Below are 18490 nucleotides of genomic sequence, written 5' to 3' on the forward strand. Positions count from 1 at the left end.
CTTGTCGTTCGCGCGCTTGTCGTTCAAGATCGACTCCGGTGCGTCGGGTACGGCTCATCCTCGTGCCGACCAGACTTCCCGGCTCACCGGGAGCAACCCTAACCCGCGCGGGTGCCCGCCGACGAACGGCGAGCACCCGCACCGACGTGCTCAGTCCTCCGAGGCGCCCGACTTCAGGCCGCTGGAGATGAGGTCCATCACGGACGAGTCCGCGAGCGTGGTCACGTCACCGACCTGCCGGTTCTCCGCCACGTCGCGCAGCAGCCGGCGCATGATCTTGCCCGAGCGCGTCTTCGGCAGCTCCGGCACGACCATGATCTGCCGCGGCTTCGCGATCGGGCCGATCTCCTTGGCCACGTGGTCGCGCAGCGCCTTGATCGCCTCCGCGCCGTCGGAGCCCTCGGCCACGCCGCCGCGCAGGATGACGAACGCCACGATGCCCTGGCCCGTGGTCGGGTCGGTCGCGCCGACCACCGCCGCCTCGGCCACCGTCGGGTGCGACACCAGCGCCGACTCGACCTCGGTGGTGGAGATGCGGTGCCCGGACACGTTCATCACGTCGTCCACGCGGCCCAGCAGCCAGATGTCGCCGTCGGCGTCGTACTTCGCGCCGTCACCGGCGAAGTAGTAGCCCTGCTCCGCGAACCGGGACCAGTACGTGTCGCGGTAGCGCTCCTCGTCGCCCCAGATGCCGCGCAGCATCCCCGGCCACGGCTGGTCGAGCACCAGGTAACCGCCGCCGCCCTTGGCGACCTCGTTGCCCTGGTCGTCCACGACCTTCGCGCCGATGCCGGGCAGCGGGCGCTGCGCCGAACCCGGCTTGGTCGACGTCGCGCCGGGCAGCGGGGAGATCATGATCGAGCCGGTCTCGGTCTGCCACCACGTGTCCACGACGGGCGTCTTGCCCGCGCCGATGGTCTCCCGGTACCAGATCCACGCCTCCGGGTTGATCGGCTCGCCGACGCTGCCCAGCACGCGCAGCGACGACAGGTCGTACTTGGCCGGGATGTCGGCGCCCCACTTCATGAAAGTGCGGATCAGCGTCGGCGCGGTGTAGTAGATCGACACGCCGTACTTCTGCACGATCTCCCAGTGGCGGCCCTCGTGCGGGGTGTTGGGCGTGCCCTCGTAGACGACCTGCGTGACGCGGTTGGACAGCGGGCCGTACACGATGTAGCTGTGGCCGGTGACCCAGCCGATGTCGGCGGTGCACCAGTAGACGTCGGTGTCCGGCTTGAGGTCGAACACGTTGTAGTGCGTGTACGACGCCTGCGTCAGGTAGCCGCCCGACGTGTGCAGGATCCCCTTGGGACGGCCCGTGGTGCCCGAGGTGTAGAGGATGAACAGCGGGTGCTCGGAGTCGAACGCCTCCGGCGTGTGCTGGTCGGACTGGCGGTCGACCACGTCGTGCCACCACACGTCGCGGCCCTCGGTCCACTGCACGTCGGTGTTCGTGCGCTTGACGACGAGCACGTGCTCGACGCTCGCCGCGTTCGCCACGGCCTCGTCCACGGCGGGCTTGAGCGCCGCCGGGTTGCCGCGCCGGTACTGGCCGTCGGTGGTGATCACCAGCTTGGCCTGCGAGTCCTCGATGCGGGTGCGCAGCGCCTCGGCGGAGAAGCCGCCGAACACCACGCTGTGCATCGCGCCGAGGCGGGCGCAGGCGAGCATGGCGAAGATCGCCTCGGGGACCATCGGCATGTAGATGGCGACCCGGTCCTCCGCGCCGACGCCCAGCTCGACCAGCGCGTTCGCGGCCTTGGAGACCTCGCGCTGGAGGTCGGCGTAGGTGATGGCGCGGCTGTCGCCGGGCTCGCCCTCCCAGTGGATCGCGACCTGGTCGCCGTGGCCGGACTCGACGTGCCGGTCGACGCAGTTGTAGGCGACGTTGAGCTTGCCGCCGACGAACCACTTGGCGAACGGGGCGTTCGACCAGTCGAGGACGCGGTCCCACTTGGTGTCCCAGGACAGCCGCTCGGCCTGCGCCGCCCAGAACGCCTCGCGGTCGGAGTCCGCCTCCTCGTACAGCGCGGCGGTGGCGTTGGCCTGCGCGGCGAACTCGTCGCTCGGCGGGAACTTCCTGTTCTCGGTCGACAGGTTGTCCAGGGCGACTTGCGGCTCTGTCATGGCGGGCGGACCTCCTGAATCCGTGGGGATGCGCACTGACCGTAGTGCGATTCAGCTCACTGCGCACCCAAAAGGTTCAGACCAATTTCGTGGCGGTTTCGAAACGCGTGGGTAACTGTGTAACCCGGTGCGGCGCCCGTGACCACCGCGATTCCGCCGAACGACACCTAGGTTGCGACCAGCGGCACCCGTCGTGACTCCTGTCACGTCGTGAGCCTGGCCTTCAGCTCCGGCCACTCGGACGCGGTCATCGAGTAGACCACCGTGTCGCGCAACGTGCCGTCCGGCCTGATGCGGTGCACGCGGAGCACGCCCTCCCTGGTCGCACCGAGGCGTTCGATGGCCCGCTGCGAGCGTTCGTTGCGCAGGTCGGTGTGCCAGCCGACGCGCAGCGCGCCCAGGTCCTCGAAGGCGTGCCGGAGGAGGAGGAACTTGGCGTTGGTGTTGAGGGCCGTGCGCTGCCAGCGCGTGCCGATCCAGGTGTGCCCGATGTAGAGGCCGCGGTGCTTCGGGTCGACCTCGTAGTACGACGTGGTGCCGGCGACCTCGTTCGTCCGCGGGTCGATCTGCGCCCACGCCAGGCGGTTCGGGTCGGCCAGGCTCCGCTCGACGTACGCGCGGGTGTCCTCGACGGTGATCGGTTGCGGGGTGCTCAGCCACGTCCAGACATCGGGGTCCTTGCCCGCCGCGTGCAGGCCCTCGGCGTGCTCGGTGCCCAGCGGTTCGAGGCGGACGTGGTCACCGATGAGGACGGGACGGTCGTACCAGTTCATGCCCCGGACGCTACCTCCGGCCAGTGGCTACTTCATAGTGCCATTTCCAGTACTTTCAGGAAGGCCACTTACCGACGGGTAGTGTGCTCCGGCGTGACCGATCCGCTTGCTCCGCTGCTGGACCTGCCCGGTGTGGCCGACGCCGTCGCCGCGGCGCGTGACGCCGTGTTCGGGGTGCACCGGCACCGGGTGAACCTGCGCGGCTGGGCGACCACCGCGGCCGAGGCGTCCGTGCGCGCCGCCCGTGCGTCCGCGGCGTTGGACGGCGGGCCGACCACCATCCCGTCCGACGGCGCCGTGACCGACCCCGTGCTGGCGGGGGCGTTGCGGGTGGCCGAGTCGCTGGGCGTGGTGTTCCCGACGTGGCAGCGGGCGCCGTTGCAGGCGTTGGCGCGGCTGCACGTGCTGGCGGCGGCGGACCTCGGCGGCGAGCTGGGCCGGCCGCGTCCGGCGCCGGGGGTGTCCGAGCGCCTGGACCTGCTCGCCCAGTTGGTGACCGGCGGGACGTCCGTGCCCGGTCCCCTGCTGGTGGCCGTGGTGCACGGTGAGCTGATGTCGTTGGCGCCGTTCGACACGGCCAACGGCGTGGTGGCCCGTGCGGCGTCCCGGCTGGCGTCCATCGCCACCGGTCTGGACCCGAAGTCGTTGGGCGTGCCGGAGGTGCTGTGCCTGCGGCGTCAGGACGACTACGCCTCGGCCCTGCACGGCTTCTCCACCGGCGACCCCGAGGGCGTCACGCGCTGGGTGCTGTTCTGGTGCGAGGCCCTGGAGGCCGGCGCCCGCGAGGCCCGCGGCATCGCCGACGCCGCCTCCACCTGACCCCGCAAGTCCTACCTCCAGACCTCGCGTGTCCTACGTTGAGGTCACCCGTGTCCTACGTTCAGGACACCCGAGTTGAACGCTCAGGACGGTCGGGCCTGTTCTGAGCGTTCAACTCGGGGTACGCGAACGTAGGACACGCGCGTTCTGGAGGTAGGACACGCGAGCTGTGGAGGTAGGACTCTCGGCGGTCAGAGGAGTTCTTTCAGGGTGGCGGCGGCGCGGTCGGCGTCGTCGAACGTGTTGTAGAGCGGGGCGAAGCCGAAGCGGAGCACGTCGGGCGGGCGGTGGTCCCCGATCACCTGGCGCTCGACCAGCTGGTCCATCAGCCGGGAGGCCTCGGGGTGCCGCAGCGAGACCTGGTGGCCGCGCCACTCGTCGGCGGGGGTGATGACCTCGATGTCCGGCAGCCCCTCGACCAGGGAGCGAAAGTACGCCGTCAGAGCCAGGCCCTTGGCGCGCACGTCCTTGAGGTCCACGTGGTCCCAGACGTCCAGGGCGGCGTCCAGCGCGAGCAGCGAGATGATGTCCGGCGTGCCCACGCGGGCGCGGGAGACGCCGGGGTCGGGCGTGTACTCCGACGACATCGCGAACGGCACCGCGTGACCCGTCCACCCGGTCAACGGCTGCTCGAACGCGTGCTGCGCGGCCTTGGGCACGTAGAGGAACGCGGGCGAGCCCGGCCCACCGTTGAGGAACTTGTACGTGCAGCCCACGGCGAGGTCGACGCCCAGCTCGTCCAGCTCGATCGGCAGCACGCCGACGCTGTGGCACAGGTCCCACACGACCTTCGCTCCCACGGCGTGCGCCTGCCGGGTCAGCTCCGCCATGTCCAGCAGCCGACCCGTGCGGTAGTCGACGTGGTTGAGCAGCACGACCGCCGTGGTGTCGCGCAGGTCCAGCTCGTCGGCCGGCGCCGCCCGCAGCGCCAGGCCCGTCAGCTCCGCCACGGACCGCGCGATGTACCCGTCGGCCGGGAACGTCCCGGCGTCCACCACGATCTCGGTGCGGTCGGTGTTGCGCACCGCCGCCATCAGCGCCTTGAACAGGTTCACGCTGGTCGAGTCCGCGACCACGACCTGCCCCGGCTTCGCGCCGACGAGCCGCCCGATCCGGTTGCCGACCCGTTCCGGCGCCTCCCACCACCCGTCCGACCAGCTGCGGATGAGCCGGCGGCCCCACTGGTTGCGCACCACGTCCTGCACCCGCTCGGCGACGACCTTCGGCGGTGCCCCGAGCGAGTTCCCGTCCAGGTACACCACGTCGTCGTCGAGGTCGAACAGTTCGCGGACGTGCGCCAACGGGTCGGTCATGTGGCTCATACGTAGCTCCTGGCCGTCCAGAGTTCGGGGAAGACGGAGCGTTGCGTGCGCTTCTCCAACCACGCAACCCCCGCGGAGCCACCGGTGCCGGTCTTCGCGCCCATCGAACGACGGGTGGCGAGCAGGTGGTCGTAGCGCCAGCGGGCGAACTCCTCCGCGATGTCGGTCAGCGCCTCGCCCAGTTCGAGCAGGTCGCGCGACCCGCCGCGGTAGATGTCGGCCCACACGGCCTCGACCTCGGGACTCGGCTCGTACGGCTGGCTGACGTCCCGTTCGAGCACGTCCTCGGGGATCGGCAGGCCCTGGCGGTGCAGGGCGGCGAGCACGTCGTCGTACAGGCTCGGCTCGTTGAGCAGCGCTTCGAGCGCTTCGTGCTGCCGCGGCACGGCGCGGTGCGGCACGAGCATCGACCGGGACTTCTCCCCGAGCAGGAACTCCACCTCGCGGTACCGGCCGGACTGGAAGCCGGAACCCTCACCGAGCGCGTCGCGGAACGAGTTGAACTCGGCGGGCGTCATCCGGGCGATCGGCCGCCACGCCGCGTTGAGCGCCTGCATGTGCAGTTCGCTGCGGCGCAGCGTGCGCACCGCGGCACGCAGGTCGTCGGCGCGCAGCTCCTTCTTGGCCTGCCGCCACTCGAAGCACAGCAGGCCGAAGTACAGCTCCATGACCTGCGTGATTACCAGGAACGACATCTCACGCGGGTCCTCGGACCACTGCTGTTGCAGGGTGTGCAGCACGGAGGCGTGCACGTAGTCCTCGTAGGGCGTCGTGCCGCCGAAGTCGAGCTTGGGTGCGACCGGACAAGTCATGACACCCATGATGGCGTCGCGTTCGGGTGATCTGAAGGGGCGCCGGACGCTCTTCGTGGCAGAAGTTCTTATGAACGAAAGGCGTTCCGCCCGAGTAGCTTTGCGGTCGTGAGCATCGAACTGGACAGCGTCGATCGGGGCCTGTTGGAGGCCCTCCAGGAGGACGCGCGGCTGTCGTACAACGAGCTGGCGCGGCGCGTGCACGTGTCGCCGCCGACGGTCGCGCAACGCGTGCGGCGGCTGGAGAACGCGGGCGTCATCACGGGGTACCGCGCGACCGTGGACCCGACGGCGGTGGGCCGGTCGGTGATCGCCCTGGTGCGGATGAAGTGCTACGGACCGCGTTGCATCACCGTGCACCCGGAGCTGCTCGACGACTGCCCCGAGGTGGTGGAGGTCGTGCGGCTGACCGGCGACATCTGCTCGGTGGTGAAGGTCGTGACCACGTCGGTCAGCGAGCTGGAGCGGTTGCTGGTGCGGCTGGGCGGCTACGGCGAGACGTCCAGCGCGATGGTGCTGTCGACGCCTATCCCGTGGCGCCCGGTGCCAGCTGGCTGAGCGCCATCCGGACGTGCCCCTGGGTGCGTTCCAACGCCTCCGCGGCGCGCGCTGCGGGCACGCCGGCCAGCAGGTGCACCAGGGCCACCTTCAGGTCGCCGCCCGCGTCGGCCAACGCCGTCGTGCACTCCTGCTCGCCCAGGCCCGTCGCCTCGCGCAGGATGCGCACCGTGCGGCCCCGCAGCTTGGCGTTGGTGGCGCGCATCGACACCATCAGGTTCGAGTACGTGCGGCCGAGCCGGACCATCACGGCGGTGGAGAACGACGTCAGCAGCAGCTTCTGCGACGTGCCGGCCTTCATCCGGGTGGACCCCGCGATCGCCTCCGGCCCGGTGTCGACCTGGATCAGCACGTCCACCTCGACCGGCGGTGGCGTGGTCGGGTTGTTCGACACCAGCACGGTGTGCGCGCCCATCGCGCGCGCCTCCTCCAGCGCCGCCATGACGAACGGCGTGCGGCCGGACGCCGTGACGCCGACCACCAGGTCGCCCGCCGCCGCGTGGGCGCGGATCTCGGCGGCGCCGTCGGACGCCTGGTCCTCCACGTCCTCCACCGCGTTGACCAGCGCGTCCCGCCCGCCCGCGTGGTGGGCGACGAACCAGTCCGGCGGCGTGTTGAACGTCGGCACCAGCTCGGCCGCGTCCAGCGTGGCCAACCTGCCCGACGTGCCCGCGCCGACGTAGTGCACCCGGCCACCGGCGCGCAGCGCGCCCACCGCGAGGTCCGCGGCGCGCGCCAGCTCGGGCAGCACGGCGGCCACGGCGTCGGGGACCAGGTGGTCCTCGGTGTTGATCAGGCGGAGCACGTCCAGCGTGGAGAGCCGGTCGATGTCCTGCGTCCGCGGGTTCCTGGCCTCGGTGGGGGAGTCGACGCGGACCGCGACACCGTCCCGGGGCGGCGTCATTTACCGGGCTCCCGACGTCGGCGGCCATCCGGTCGGGCGCCCAGGCGGTGCCCGGACACCGCGTCGTACGTCGCTTCGAGGGCGGTCTTGGCGCTGTCCACGTGCCGCTGGGCGACCCCGATGAACAGGCAGTCGATGATCGTGAGCTGGGCGATCCGGCTGGCCATCGCGCCCGAGCGGAACGTGGTCTCGCGCGCCGCCGTGGTCAGCACGTGGTCCGCGACCTCGCTGATCGGTGAGCGCGGGAAGTTCGTCAGCGCCACCGTGGTCGCGCCGTGGTCCTTGGCCACTCGCAACGCCTCCACGGTTTCGGAGGTGGACCCGGTGTGCGATATCCCGACCGCGACGTCCGCCTCCGTGAGCACGGCGGCGGACGTGAGCGCGATGTGCGTGTCGTTCCAGGCGAAGCAGGTCCGCCCGATCCGGTGCAGCTTCTGCTGGAGGTCGAACGCCACGAACGCGCTCGCCCCGAACCCGTACACGTCCACCCGGCCCGCGCCCGCGACCGCCTCGACGACCGCTTCGAGCGTCTCGACGTTCAGCTGCTCGGCGGTCTCCTCGACCGCCCGCGCGTCCGCGAACGCCACCTTGCCCACCACCTGTCGCAGGTCGTCGGCCAGCCCGATGTCGCCGCCGAGGTCCCGGTCGGTGCGCATGGACGTCCGGGCCGTGTCGGCGGCCAGCGCTATGCGCAGCTCCGGGTAGCCGCCGACGCCGATGGCCTTGCAGAACCGGGTCACCGTGGTCTCGCTGGTGCCCGCGGCCTCGGCCACCTCGGTGATGCTGCGGTGTGCGACGGTCGCCGGGTTGTCCAGCACGACCTTGGCGACCCGCTGCTCGGCCCGGGCCAGACCCGGCAGGAGCGAACGGATCTTCACCAGGGGACTGGAGTCGGCGGTACTTTCGGTGGACACGTGGGAAACTTACTAACCGCCCAACGTACGGTCAACGCGGGGTGGGGGTAACTCACCCCAACCGTGACCCAAACTCACCGCTTGGCGGGATCGCGCGGACTCATGGTCACTAACGGTTCGCGGACCGCCACCCTTCGGGGTGCATACCCTCCTGATCGTGTTCCGCGTTGAGGGCGACGCCCCGCTCGTCGGTGACCATCACCGAGTCGACGTACACACCGCGCCCGCCGTAGCCCGAGCCCCGCACGTACCGCCAGCGGAACTGCGTCGCGGACGCCGTCGAGACCTCGACCTTCTGCCAGCGCCGCAGCCCGTACCCGGCGAGCACGTGGACCTCGCGCCACGTCGAGCCGTCATTGGTCGCCTCGACCACCACCTTGTCCGCCGGGTCGAGGTCGACGAACGCCCAGAACGACAACCGCTGCTGCGCCGAGCGCTGCGGCAGGTCACGCGTGGTCAACGTGCCGCCGTCGGTCTCCGGCGTCCACGCCGTGCCGTGCCGTGGCTTCACCGCCAACGCCTGCGCCAGGCCGTTGGCCGCCGCGCGCCGGGCCGGGTTGATGGAGCCCCAGTTCCGGCTCGGGTGCACGCGGTTGGTCAGCAGGATCGCGATCGACCGCGACAGCGGGTCCAGCACCAGCGTGGTGCCCGTGTACCCGGTGTGCCCGGCGGCCCTGGGCGACGTCAGCGCGCCCATGTACCAGCGCTGGTCCAGCTCGAAGCCCAGCCCGTGCGAGTTGCCGGGGAACTGCTGGTTGAAGTCGGTGAGCATCAGCTCGACGGTCTCCGGGCGCAGGATCCGGCCGTCCGCGTACCTGCCGCCGTTGAGGATCGTCTGGCCGAGCACGGCCAGCTCGCGCGCCGTGGAGAACACGCCCGCGTGGCCCGCGACCCCGCCCAGCGACCAGGAGTTCTCGTCGTGCACGGTGCCGCGGATGATGCCGCGACCCGCCTGGTACTCGGTGGCCGCGATCCGGTCCAGCTTGGCGGCCGGCGGGTTGTAGCCGGTGTCCTGCAGACCCAGCGGGCGGGTGATGTCGTCGCGGACCAGCTCGTCCAGCTTCTTGCCCGACCACTTCTCGGCCAGCAGGCCCAGCGTGATCAGGTTCAGGTCGGAGTACAGGTAGGTGGTGCCGGGCGGGCTGCTGGGCTTGGTGTCCATCACGGCCTTGATCCGGGACGGGACGTCCGGGTACTGCGACCACAGCGGCAGCCACGCGACCAGGCCCGACGTGTGCGTCAGCAGCTGCCGGACGGTGATCGACTCCTTGCCGTTGACGCCGAACTCCGGCAGGTGGCGGGCCACCGGGTCGTCCAGCCCGAACCGGCCGAGTTCGTACTGCCGCATCACCACGACCGAGGTGAACAGCTTGGAGATGGACGCCAGGTCGAAGATCGTGTCCTGGGTCATCGGCACCCGTTGCGCCTCGGGCAGCTCGGTGCCCGCGGCGTCGGAGTAGCGGACCGCCCAGCCCGTCGGCTCGTGGGTGACCACGACGCCGTCGTGCGCGAACAGCGTGACGGCGCCCGCGTACAGCGGGTGGCCGGTCGCGTCCGGCACGGTGTAGCGCTCGATCTGCGCCAGCGCGGCGTCGATCGGAGCCGGGTCGAGTCCCACGCGCTCCGGGGTACCCGTTCGGAGCACGCTGTCCGACCAGCCTTCGCGCGGCTGGTCGAAGCGGGCCTCGTGGCCGGTGGCCTGCGCCGGCAGGGTGACGGCCGTGAGCAGGGTGGTCGCGATCAGCAGGGCAGGGATGCGCATCGCTGTCTCCATCTACCGGTAGCGCAGGTACGGCCGGCGGGTGCGTTCGAACGCGGCCAGCTCCTCCGCCCAGGCGCCGACCACCTCGTCGGTGCCCGCGCCCGCGTCGACCATGCGGCGCAGCCGGTCGGAGCCGCTGAGGTTGTCGATGTAGTGGTCGGGCCGCCACGCGAAGGCCTCGGGGTAGCGGGCCTTCGCGGTGACGATCATGGCGACCGCGGTGCGGGGCGCGTCGAACGCGTGCGGGTCGGTGAGGTGCAGGGCGACACCGCCGCACAGCTTGTTGGCGAACTTGTTGAACGTGGGCGTGAAGTAGGTCTCGCGGAACCGGACGCCGGGCAGCGCCAGCGCGTTGAGGTCCTCGGCCCACCGCCAGTCCAGGCCCGGTGCGCCGATGGTCTCGAACGGGCGGGTGGTGCCGCGGCCCTCGGAGAACACCAGGCCCTCGAACAGGCACGTGCCGCCGTACACCAGCGCCGTGTCCTGCGTGGGCACGTTCGGGCTCGGCGCGATCCAGGGCAGGTCGGTGCTCAGGTCGTCCCGCTTCCAGCCCTGGACGTCGACCACCTCCAGGCTCGACACCCGGCCCCCGTCGGCGGGCAGGAACTCGGCGTCGAACAGGCGGGCCAGTTCACCGACCGTCATGCCGTGCTGCTGGACCACGGGTTTGCGGCCGACCCCGGTGGCGTAGGCCGGGTCGAGCTGCGGGCCGCGGGCCGTGCCGCCAACCGGGTTCGGGCGGTCGAGCACGACGAACCGCGCGCCGGTCGCCGCGGCGGCCTGCATGGCCGTGTACATGGTCCAGATGTAGGTGTAGAACCGCGCGCCGACGTCGGCGATGTCGAACACGAGCGTGTCGACACCCGCCTTGGCGACCATGCCGGCGAGCTTGGTGGCGTTCGCGCCGTAGGCGTCGTAGACGGGGATGCCGGTGCGCGGGTCGAGGTAGTCGCCCTCCGAACCGCCCGCCTGGGCCGTGCCGCGGAAGCCGTGCTCGGGGCCGAACGCGGCCTGCGGCTTCAGCCCGGCCGCCACCATCGAGTCGACGATGTGGGTCTGGTCGCGCAGCACGCCCGTCGGGTTGGTGACCACACCGACCTTGCGCCCCGCGAACCGCCTCCAGCCGTCCTCGGCCAGTTGCTCGGCGCCGGTCTTCACCGGGCGCCGGCGGTCCGGGTGCTGCCGCTCGGCGCCGGCGTCGTCCGTGCTGCCGGGGTTCCCGGTGCTGCCGGCGTTGTCGGCGCCGAGGGCGCCGAGCGCGGGGACGGCGAGCGCGCCGGCCGCGAGGAAGTGCCTGCGGTCCATCGCGGTCACCAGCTCACGCCGTGGCCGAACGGGTACGGCGTCGGTCCGGGCACCGCGACCGGCAGCTTGCCCGTCGGGACCACCTCGCCGGTGATCACCCTGGTCAGCGCCTCCATCGACACCGCGCCGTAGGAGTAGGTCGCCAGCCACGTCGGCGCGGCCGTGTACGCCACGTCGTACGGGTTCTGCACGGCGACCGCGACGACCGGTTTGCCGGTGGCCAGCAGGCTCGTCAGCAGGTTCTGCTGGGCGGCCTGGCGGGACAGCGCGTTGGTGAGCACGACGACCACGTCGGCGTTGGCCGCGGCTTGGACGGCGGCGGTGACCTGCGCCTGCGTCGGCGTGCTGCCGGTGGGCAGCGCGGTGCCGCCGAGGTAGCCCGCCAGGGTGCGCGTCGTCGTCTCGCCCCACCCGATGACCAGCGCGGCGGTGGGCCTGGTCCGCAGCGGCAGGACGCCCGCGTCGTTGCGCACGGCCGTGATGGTGCGGTCGGTGATCCGGCGGGCGGCGTCGAGGTGCTCGGCCGGGCCGACCGCCGCGTCGACCGCGTCCACGTCCACCGGGGGTGCGGTGAGCGCGCCGCGCAGGAACTTCATCCGCAGCACCCGCAGCACGCTGCGGTCGATGCGCTGCTCGGTCAGCTCGCCGCTGCGCACCGCCGCCACGACGCTGTCGACGGCCAGCTCCAGGTTCACCGGCATGAGCAGCTGGTCGACGCCCGCCTTCAGGGCCAGCACGGGGATCTCGGCGTCGCTGTGCAGCTGCCGCACGCCCGCCATGGCCAGCGAGTCGGTGATGACCACGCCGTCGTAGCCGAGGTTCCGGCGCAGCAGGTCGAGGGCCGGCTTGGACAACGTCGCGGGCTCGCCCGACGGGTCGATCCGCGGCATCCGGATGTGCGCGGTCATGATCGAGTCGACGCCTGCGGCGACGGCCGCCCGGAACGGCGGGGCGTCCACCTCGCTCCACTCCGCCTCGGTGCGGTCGACCGTCGGCAGCGTGGTGTGGCTGTCCTCGCCGGTGTCGCCGTGGCCGGGGAAGTGCTTGGCGGTCGCGCTGACCGCCGTCCGGGACAGGAAGCGCCCCTGGTAGCCGCGGACCTGGGCGGCGGTCATCTCGGCCGCCAGGGCCGGGTCGCCGGAGTAGGACCGCACGCCGATCACCGGGTTCGCCGGGTTCGAGTTGACGTCCGCGTCCGGCGCGAAGTCCTGCGTGATGCCCATGGCGCGCAGCTCGGTCGCGGTGATCCGGGCGGCCTGCTCGGCGGCCTCGGTGCTGCGGCCGGCGCCCAGCGCCATGTTGCCGGGGAACTGGGTGGCGGGCGCACCGATGCGGGTGACGATGCCCATCTCCTGGTCGGTGGAGATGGACAGCGGGATGCGGCTCGCCCGTTGCAGGCCGTTGGAGAGGGCGGCGATCTGGCGCGGGGTGTCGATGTTGTCGTAGCTGGAGTTGTTGAAGTAGATGACCCCGCCCGGCTGGAACTTCGCCACCACCTCCGCCGGCGTGCCGACGCCGAAGTCGCGCAGGTTGCCCGGGTGCTGCTCGTCGGCGGCCTGGCCGTGCACGTAGGTGACGAAGAGCTGGCCGACCTTCTGCTCCAGCGACATGCCGCGCACCATCGCGTTCACGCGCTGCGCCTGGTCGGGCCCGACGTCGACCGTCGGCGGCGGTGCGGCCGACACGGCCGGTACTGCGGTCACTGCGGAAGCCGCGGCCATGGCGACGACGGCGAGGAGCGGACGGAGCACTGCGGCCTCCTCACTGGGAATCTTCCACCACTAAGTGGTGCGTTTGGCAAGTTACCCACGTCACAGAGGCGGGTCAACGGGTTGCTCTGCGTGGCCATCGCATTGTGCGCGGAGGGGCACCGACAAAATCGGTGGTTTGGCGCGTCACTCGTTCGGGCACTAGTTCGGCGAGTCGCGCTTTCGGGGCAGGAGGCAGTGGCCGCAGAAAGACGGTGGGGCCCCTCGTGAGGGGCCCCACCGTCGTCAGCGCGGGCTTCTGAGTTACCAAGCGTGCAACTCGTGTCGTACCAACCTGGCCTCGGCGTCCGGCGTCCCGGTACGCAGGCCCTAGACGACAAGCCTCCCGCGGCGTGCTGCGCGTGGGTGTCTCGAAGTCCGCGCACGGAGCTCTGCCGGGGTGGACGGTGCTTCTCTTCTGCTCCGTCCCTGGCCGACCCGAGGTCCGCACCTTCATTTGTAGTGCGTGTCCGGCGTCACAGCAAGGGCTCGATGGGGTGCACCGGTCAAGCGACGTTCAGTAGCGGAAAGGCTTTCGTGACAGTGATTCCGCGGTCCGCGGGGCCCCTGGTACCGCTGACCGGGGCACGGCCGGGTGAACTAGTTCCGGCGACGCCTGCGCAGGCCGTACCAAGCCACGCCCGCGGCCGTCGCGGCGCCCAACCCGATCGCGGTCACGGCGACCGCCGTGCCCGAGGGGCGGGGGATGCGCCCGCGCAGTGACACGGGGTCGGAGAACGTCAGCACCGCCCAGCCGCGCTGTGCCGCGATCCGGCGCAGCGCGCGGTCCGGGTTCACGACGGTCGGGTGACCGACGGCCTCCAGCAGCGGCAGGTCGGTGATGGAGTCGGAGTAGGCGTAGCACCGGCTCAGGTCGTAGTCGTGCTGCTCCGCGAGCTGCTTGGCGGCGATCGCCTTGTTCTCGCCCGCGCAGTAGAAGTCGACCTCGCCCGAGTAGCGGCCGCCCGTGACGACCATCCGGGTGCCGACGCTGTGCGTCGCGCCGACCATGGTGGCGATGGGCGCGACGAGCTCCTCGCCCGAAGCGGACACGACGACCACGTCGTGTCCCTCGCCCTTGTGGTCGGTGATGAGTTGCGTGGCCTCCTTGTAGACCAGGGGGTCGACGATGTCGTGCAAGGTCTCGTCGACGATCGAGCGGACCTGCTCGACGTCCCAGCCCTCGCAGAGCGCGGTGATGTGCGAGCGCATCCGGTCCATCTGGTCGGCGTCCGCGCCGGCCAGCATGAAGACGAACTGCGCGTAGGCGCTCTTGAGCACCGCACGCCGGTTGATCAGGCCTTCTTGGAAGAACGGCCGGCTGAACGCCAGCGTGCTCGACTTGGCGATGACCGTCTTGTCCAGGTCGAAGAACGCGGCGACTCGACTGCCTTCGGTGGCGTGCTCGGTCACCGCTCAAGCTTAGGCGCGGTCGGCGGGGCCGGCTGCCGGTCTAGTTCGCGAGTTTACGAACTGGATGTGCGGTTCGCGAAATTTCCGCGTCCCTCTAACGGAAGACACGCATGACCCTGTCCCGTGGGGATACAGTAGACGGGTCCGGCTTGACCGGACGGGTTCAGTCCGACCCCCCGGGACTGAACCAATGACGACCCCCGTCCCTCCCCCCTGGCGGGGGTCGTCCCATGTCCGGGGTCGGTTTCCCGGACCCGCCGCGCTGGACCTCGGCGGCCTCCCGGACCTCCTTGCATCAGCCCCCGATCCTCTGTCGCGCCACGCGTGACGGCGGTCGTGCGCCGGCTCGTGGCACCCCGAGTTGTCCACAGCCCTCGCGGTTGTCCACATGTTGATCATGCCTCGTTGTGTCCTTCCTCACCGCTCGCCACCGTGGAACCCGCAGATCCACGAGCGGAACGGGGAGGGCGAAGTGAAGCGACCGGTGGCCTTGGTGACCGATGCGGAACTGGTGGACGAGGTGCTGCACGCGGCGGCGGTCGTCGGCTGCGAGGTGGAGCGCGTGGCGGACGTGACGGCGTTGCGCGGCCGTTGGCACGGTGCGGCGGCGGTGGTGCTGGACGAGGGGGCCGTGGTCGAGTGCGCGGCCGGTGGTTTCCCGCGCAGAACCGGGGTCCACGTCGTCGGCACCGGTCCGCCGGGCGAGTCGGTGTGGCGGCGTGCGCTGGAGCTGGGCGCGGAGCAGGTGTTGGAGCTGCCCGCCGACCAGGAGCGGTTGCGCGCGGTGCTGGCCGACGCCGCCGAGGGCGGGCCGGTCGGTGAGGGCCGGGTGCTCGCGGTCCTGGGTGCTCGCGGTGGGGCCGGGGCGTCGGTCCTGGTGGTCGCGGTGGGCCAGGCGGTGATGTCCGCCGGTGGCCATGCGCTCCTGGTCGACTGCGACCCGTTGGGCGGAGGCCTGGACCTGACGTTGGGCGCGGAACGGCAGGAGGGCCTGCGGTGGCCCACGTTGCGGTTGACGGGTGGTCGGGTGCCGGCTGCGGCCCTGCGTTCGGCGTTGCCCGGGCGTTCCGGCGGGCGTGGCGGTCTCACCGTGCTGTCGTGCGGTCGCACGGGTCCCGGTCCGGAGCCGGACGCCGTGGTGGCGGTGGTGGAGGCGGGCAGGCGAGCCGGTGGCACGGTCGTGTGCGACGTGCCGCGCCAGCTCACCGGAGCGGCGTGCGTCGCGCTGGACCGGGCCGACCTGGCGGTGCTCGTGGTGCCGGCGGACGTGAAGGCCTGCATGGCGGCGAAGACGGTGGTCGAGCAGGCCTCGGCCCGGGGCGTGCGGCTGAAGGCGGTGGTCCGCGGCCCGGCACCGGGCGGCCTCACCGCGTCGCAGGTGGTGGAGGCGACGGGCGTTCCGCTGCTGACGACCATGCGCCCGGAGCGGAGGCTGGCCCGCGCCCTGGACAACGGCCACTTCCCCGGAACCACTCGCGGTCCACTGGCCAGGGCCGCCCGCAAAGTGGTGGCGGCCCTCCATGAGCACTGACCTGACGACCCGACGTCGGCCGTTGCACGGTCGGCTTCGTCGGTGCCTGCCACGGGTGTCCGGCTTCGGGCTTGTTGCTGTCACGGGTGGGCTTCGGTGTCGCGTTGCCGTTGCGGGATCTGCTCGTCGCTCCGTCGCCGCACGAGGCGGGCGCGTGGTTCGGCGGCAGTGGCGTCGGCGGACGGGCGTTGTGGCCGCGGGCGTCCCGGTGGTGAGCCATGAGTTGTGATCGCGGGCCCGTCGTGAAGCGGCACCCCGGGTTCCGGCCGCGTCCGGTGTTCCGGAAGTGCCGTCCCGAACTGCTGTCGGACCTCGTGCTGGCCGAGTTGTCGGCGCACTTCCCGCCCGCGCCGGGCGATCGGGTCGGCGGGCGGCGGCTGTTGGTGGAGGCGGCTCGGGAGGTCCTCGCCGGCCGGCGCACCGCCCCGGAGGAGGAGGGCGATCGTGAACGACCTCGTTGAGCGCGTCCGTCAGCGGCTGGCCAGCGGGCGGGCCGACCTGAGCTCCGCGGCCGTCGCGGCGGCGGTGCGCGGGGAAGCCGGTGGGGTGCTGGGCGACGAGGACGTCCAGCGGGCGCTCACCGTGCTGCGGCAGGAGTTCGTCGGCGCCGGGCCGCTCGAACCGCTCCTGCGCGACCCGGGCACCACCGACGTCCTGGTCACCCGGCCGGACCAGGTGTGGGTCGACGGCGTCGGCGGGCTGCGCCGGACCGACGTCTCCTTCCCCGACGAGGCGGCCGTGCGGCGGCTCGCGCAACGGCTCGCGGTGGCGGCGGGGCGGCGGCTGGACGACGCGGCGCCGTACGTGGACGGCTGGTTGCCCGGTTCCGTGCGGCTGCACGCCGTGCTGCCGCCGATCGCGCCGTTCACCTGCCTGTCGTTGCGGGTACTCCGCCCCGCGGCGCACGATCTGGCGACGTTGCAGGCCTGCGGTGCGTTCGACCGGCGGACGGCCGACCTGCTCCGCGCGATCGTGGTGGCCCGGCAGGCGTTCCTGGTCGTCGGTGGCACCGGTTCGGGCAAGACGACGCTCCTCGCCGCCCTCCTGGGCTGCGTGCCGCACCGCGAACGCGTGGTGTGCGTGGAGGACGCGGGGGAGTTGCAGCCCGACCACCCGCAGTTCGTCCGGCTGCTGGCGCGCGGCCCGAACGTCGAGGGCGCGGGCGAGGTGACGATGCGCGACCTGGTCCGGCAGGCGCTGCGGATGCGCCCGGACCGGATCGTGGTCGGGGAGGTGCGGGGCGCGGAGGTGTGCGAGCTCCTGTCTTCGCTCAACACCGGGCACGACGGCGGGGCGGGGACGTTGCACGCCAACTCGCCCGCCGAGGTGCCCGCGCGGCTGGAGGCGCTGGCCGCGCTCGGCGGCCTCGACCGGCACGCGCTGCACAGCCAACTGGCCGCGGCGGTGAAGGTCGTGCTGCACACCAGCCGGGCGGGCGACGGCACCCGGCACCTGGCGGAGATCGGGGTGCTGGAACGGCGGTCCGGTGACCTGGTCGTCCGGCCGGCCTGGCGGCGCGACGGCGGGTGGCAGGACGCGGGCGCGGTGCTCAAGTCCCTGGTGGGGTGGTCATGAGCCTCCTGCTGCTGGCGGCGGCGCTCCTGGTCCTGCCCTCGGCCGAGGCTCGCCGTCGTCTCGTCGGGCTCCGGCGCGGGCCGCGGTGGAAACCGGTGCGGCCCACCCGACCGCTCGTCGTGCTGGCGGGTGCGGCGCTGGGCATCCCGGCGGGCGTCGGCGGGGCGGTCGCGGGCGCGTTGCTGGCCGCGACGGTCTGGCGCACGTACCGCGAGACGGCCGGACAGCGTCACCGGCTGGCGGCGTCCGCGGCGCGCGCGGACGGGCTGAAGGCTTTCGTCGCGGAGTTGCGCGCCGGTGCCCACCCGGCCAAGGCCGCGCTCGGCGCGGCCGAGGACGCCGAACCGCCGGCGACCGAGGTCCTGCGCGCGATCGCGGCGACGTCGGCACGCGGCGGCGACGTGGGAGCGGCGCTCGTCGACTTCCCGGACGCGCACCAGCTGGCGCGGGCGTGGCGGCTGTCGGCGGTCCACGGCGTGCCGTTGGCGGACGTGCTGGACGCGGTCCGCCGGGACCTCGACCGGCGCACCGCGTTCGCGGGGCAGGTCCACGCCCGGATGGCCGGCCCGCGGGCGGGTGCTGCCGTCCTGGCCGGCCTGCCGCTCTTCGGGGTGGTGCTCGGTGAACTGGGTGGCGCGGGACCGCTGGCCGTCCTGACCGGCACCACGCCGGGCCAGGTGCTCCTGCTCGTCGGGGTGGCGCTGGTGTGCGCGGGGTTGCGGTGGAGCGGCCGGCTGACCAGGGAGGTGATCGCGTGAGCCTGCTCCTGCTCGCCCTGGCGGTCCTCGCCTTCCCGGCGCCGCGCAGGGCGGCGGCGAGGCTGAGACCGAGGCCCGGGCGGACGTCCGCACCGAAGCCCGGACCGCCGGACCCGTTCGCCGCCGCGGCGTCCTGGGACCTGATGGCCGCCGCCCTGCGGGCGGGCCT

The 18490-nt window shown here is 72.2% G+C and carries 16 protein-coding genes; 6 read left to right on the top strand and 10 right to left on the bottom strand.

Annotated elements, in window-relative coordinates:
* Nucleotides 1-150 precede the first annotated feature (150 nt).
* The gene (gene acs, locus AB0G02_RS03605; protein ID WP_360788748.1) at nt 151-2127 is read right to left on the bottom strand and encodes an acetate--CoA ligase; all 1977 of its coding nucleotides are present in this window, start codon (nt 2125-2127) and stop codon (nt 151-153) included.
* A gap of 203 nt (nt 2128-2330) precedes the next feature.
* Nucleotides 2331-2900 carry a GNAT family protein gene (locus tag AB0G02_RS03610; protein ID WP_360788750.1) on the bottom strand — a complete coding sequence of 190 codons (570 nt, stop codon included), beginning with the start codon at nt 2898-2900 and terminating at the stop codon, nt 2331-2333.
* A gap of 93 nt (nt 2901-2993) precedes the next feature.
* Here AB0G02_RS03610 and AB0G02_RS03615 point away from each other — a divergent pair, with 93 nt between their 5' ends.
* Nucleotides 2994-3719, top strand: coding sequence for an oxidoreductase (locus AB0G02_RS03615; protein ID WP_360788753.1), 726 nt, complete (start codon nt 2994-2996; stop codon nt 3717-3719).
* A 191-nt stretch (nt 3720-3910) separates the two neighbouring features.
* On the opposite strand, the gene kynU is transcribed toward AB0G02_RS03615, so the two are convergent.
* On the bottom strand, nt 3911-5041 hold the full coding sequence (gene kynU / locus AB0G02_RS03620) for a kynureninase (protein WP_360788756.1): 1131 nt from the start codon (nt 5039-5041) through the stop codon (nt 3911-3913).
* Entirely contained in the window at nt 5038-5853 is an 816-nt protein-coding gene (locus AB0G02_RS03625) for a tryptophan 2,3-dioxygenase family protein (protein ID WP_360788758.1), read from the bottom strand. Before AB0G02_RS03625 ends, kynU begins: the two co-directional genes overlap by 4 nt.
* Before the next feature lie 108 nt (nt 5854-5961).
* Between AB0G02_RS03625 and AB0G02_RS03630 the strand changes: the two genes are divergently transcribed.
* Nucleotides 5962-6411, top strand: coding sequence for an Lrp/AsnC family transcriptional regulator (locus tag AB0G02_RS03630; RefSeq protein WP_360788761.1), 450 nt, complete (start codon nt 5962-5964; stop codon nt 6409-6411).
* On the opposite strand, the gene murQ is transcribed toward AB0G02_RS03630, so the two are convergent.
* The 6 genes from murQ to AB0G02_RS03660 all read right to left on the bottom strand — a co-directional run bounded on the left by murQ (nt 6380) and on the right by AB0G02_RS03660 (nt 14457).
* Nucleotides 6380-7315, bottom strand: a complete 936-nt coding sequence (gene murQ, locus AB0G02_RS03635; protein WP_360788764.1) for an N-acetylmuramic acid 6-phosphate etherase — start codon at nt 7313-7315, stop codon at nt 6380-6382. The two genes, AB0G02_RS03630 and murQ, sit on opposite strands and share 32 nt — an antisense overlap.
* The gene (locus AB0G02_RS03640; RefSeq protein WP_360788767.1) at nt 7312-8229 is read right to left on the bottom strand and encodes a MurR/RpiR family transcriptional regulator; all 918 of its coding nucleotides are present in this window, start codon (nt 8227-8229) and stop codon (nt 7312-7314) included. The genes murQ and AB0G02_RS03640 overlap by 4 nt, the downstream gene beginning before the upstream one ends.
* Nucleotides 8230-8338: 109 nt before the next feature.
* Nucleotides 8339-9991: a serine hydrolase domain-containing protein gene (locus AB0G02_RS03645; RefSeq protein WP_360788769.1), complete on the bottom strand. Its 1653-nt coding sequence runs from the start codon at nt 9989-9991 to the stop codon at nt 8339-8341.
* A gap of 12 nt (nt 9992-10003) precedes the next feature.
* Complete coding sequence (locus AB0G02_RS03650; protein WP_360788789.1) at nt 10004-11296, bottom strand: DUF1343 domain-containing protein; 1293 nt, start codon at nt 11294-11296, stop codon at nt 10004-10006.
* A 5-nt stretch (nt 11297-11301) separates the two neighbouring features.
* Nucleotides 11302-12918, bottom strand: coding sequence for a glycoside hydrolase family 3 N-terminal domain-containing protein (locus AB0G02_RS03655; protein ID WP_360788792.1), 1617 nt, complete (start codon nt 12916-12918; stop codon nt 11302-11304).
* Between the two features lie 726 nt (nt 12919-13644).
* Complete coding sequence (locus AB0G02_RS03660) at nt 13645-14457, bottom strand: HAD-IB family hydrolase (RefSeq protein ID WP_360788772.1); 813 nt, start codon at nt 14455-14457, stop codon at nt 13645-13647.
* A 493-nt stretch (nt 14458-14950) separates the two neighbouring features.
* On the opposite strand from AB0G02_RS03660, the gene ssd reads away from it, so the two are divergent.
* The 4 genes from ssd (at nt 14951) to AB0G02_RS03680 (ending at nt 18321) form a co-directional block, all read left to right on the top strand.
* Complete coding sequence (ssd, locus tag AB0G02_RS03665; RefSeq protein ID WP_360788775.1) at nt 14951-15988, top strand: septum site-determining protein Ssd; 1038 nt, start codon at nt 14951-14953, stop codon at nt 15986-15988.
* A 218-nt stretch (nt 15989-16206) separates the two neighbouring features.
* Nucleotides 16207-16449 carry a hypothetical protein gene (locus AB0G02_RS03670; RefSeq protein ID WP_360788778.1) on the top strand — a complete coding sequence of 81 codons (243 nt, stop codon included), beginning with the start codon at nt 16207-16209 and terminating at the stop codon, nt 16447-16449.
* Nucleotides 16430-17563 carry a TadA family conjugal transfer-associated ATPase gene (locus tag AB0G02_RS03675; protein WP_360788795.1) on the top strand — a complete coding sequence of 378 codons (1134 nt, stop codon included), beginning with the start codon at nt 16430-16432 and terminating at the stop codon, nt 17561-17563. The genes AB0G02_RS03670 and AB0G02_RS03675 overlap by 20 nt, the downstream gene beginning before the upstream one ends.
* On the top strand, nt 17560-18321 hold the full coding sequence (locus tag AB0G02_RS03680) for a type II secretion system F family protein (protein ID WP_360788781.1): 762 nt from the start codon (nt 17560-17562) through the stop codon (nt 18319-18321). The genes AB0G02_RS03675 and AB0G02_RS03680 overlap by 4 nt, the downstream gene beginning before the upstream one ends.
* Nucleotides 18322-18490 lie beyond the last annotated feature (169 nt).

The sequence above is a fragment of the Actinosynnema sp. NPDC023658 genome (genome assembly GCF_040639995.1).
Lineage (GTDB): Bacteria > Actinomycetota > Actinomycetes > Mycobacteriales > Pseudonocardiaceae > Actinosynnema.

Coding starts and splice junctions, on each gene's coding strand:
- AB0G02_RS03670 (WP_360788778.1), top strand. CDS start 16,207: ATGAGTTGTGATCGCGGGCCCGTCGTGAAGCGGCACCCCGGGTTCCGG.
- AB0G02_RS03655 (WP_360788792.1), bottom strand. CDS start 12,918: ATGGTGCGCGGCATGTCGCTGGAGCAGAAGGTCGGCCAGCTCTTCGTC.
- acs (WP_360788748.1), bottom strand. CDS start 2,127: ATGACAGAGCCGCAAGTCGCCCTGGACAACCTGTCGACCGAGAACAGG.
- AB0G02_RS03650 (WP_360788789.1), bottom strand. CDS start 11,296: ATGGACCGCAGGCACTTCCTCGCGGCCGGCGCGCTCGCCGTCCCCGCG.
- AB0G02_RS03680 (WP_360788781.1), top strand. CDS start 17,560: ATGAGCCTCCTGCTGCTGGCGGCGGCGCTCCTGGTCCTGCCCTCGGCC.
- AB0G02_RS03610 (WP_360788750.1), bottom strand. CDS start 2,900: ATGAACTGGTACGACCGTCCCGTCCTCATCGGTGACCACGTCCGCCTC.
- AB0G02_RS03645 (WP_360788769.1), bottom strand. CDS start 9,991: ATGCGCATCCCTGCCCTGCTGATCGCGACCACCCTGCTCACGGCCGTC.
- murQ (WP_360788764.1), bottom strand. CDS start 7,315: ATGACGCCGCCCCGGGACGGTGTCGCGGTCCGCGTCGACTCCCCCACC.
- kynU (WP_360788756.1), bottom strand. CDS start 5,041: ATGAGCCACATGACCGACCCGTTGGCGCACGTCCGCGAACTGTTCGAC.
- AB0G02_RS03625 (WP_360788758.1), bottom strand. CDS start 5,853: ATGACTTGTCCGGTCGCACCCAAGCTCGACTTCGGCGGCACGACGCCC.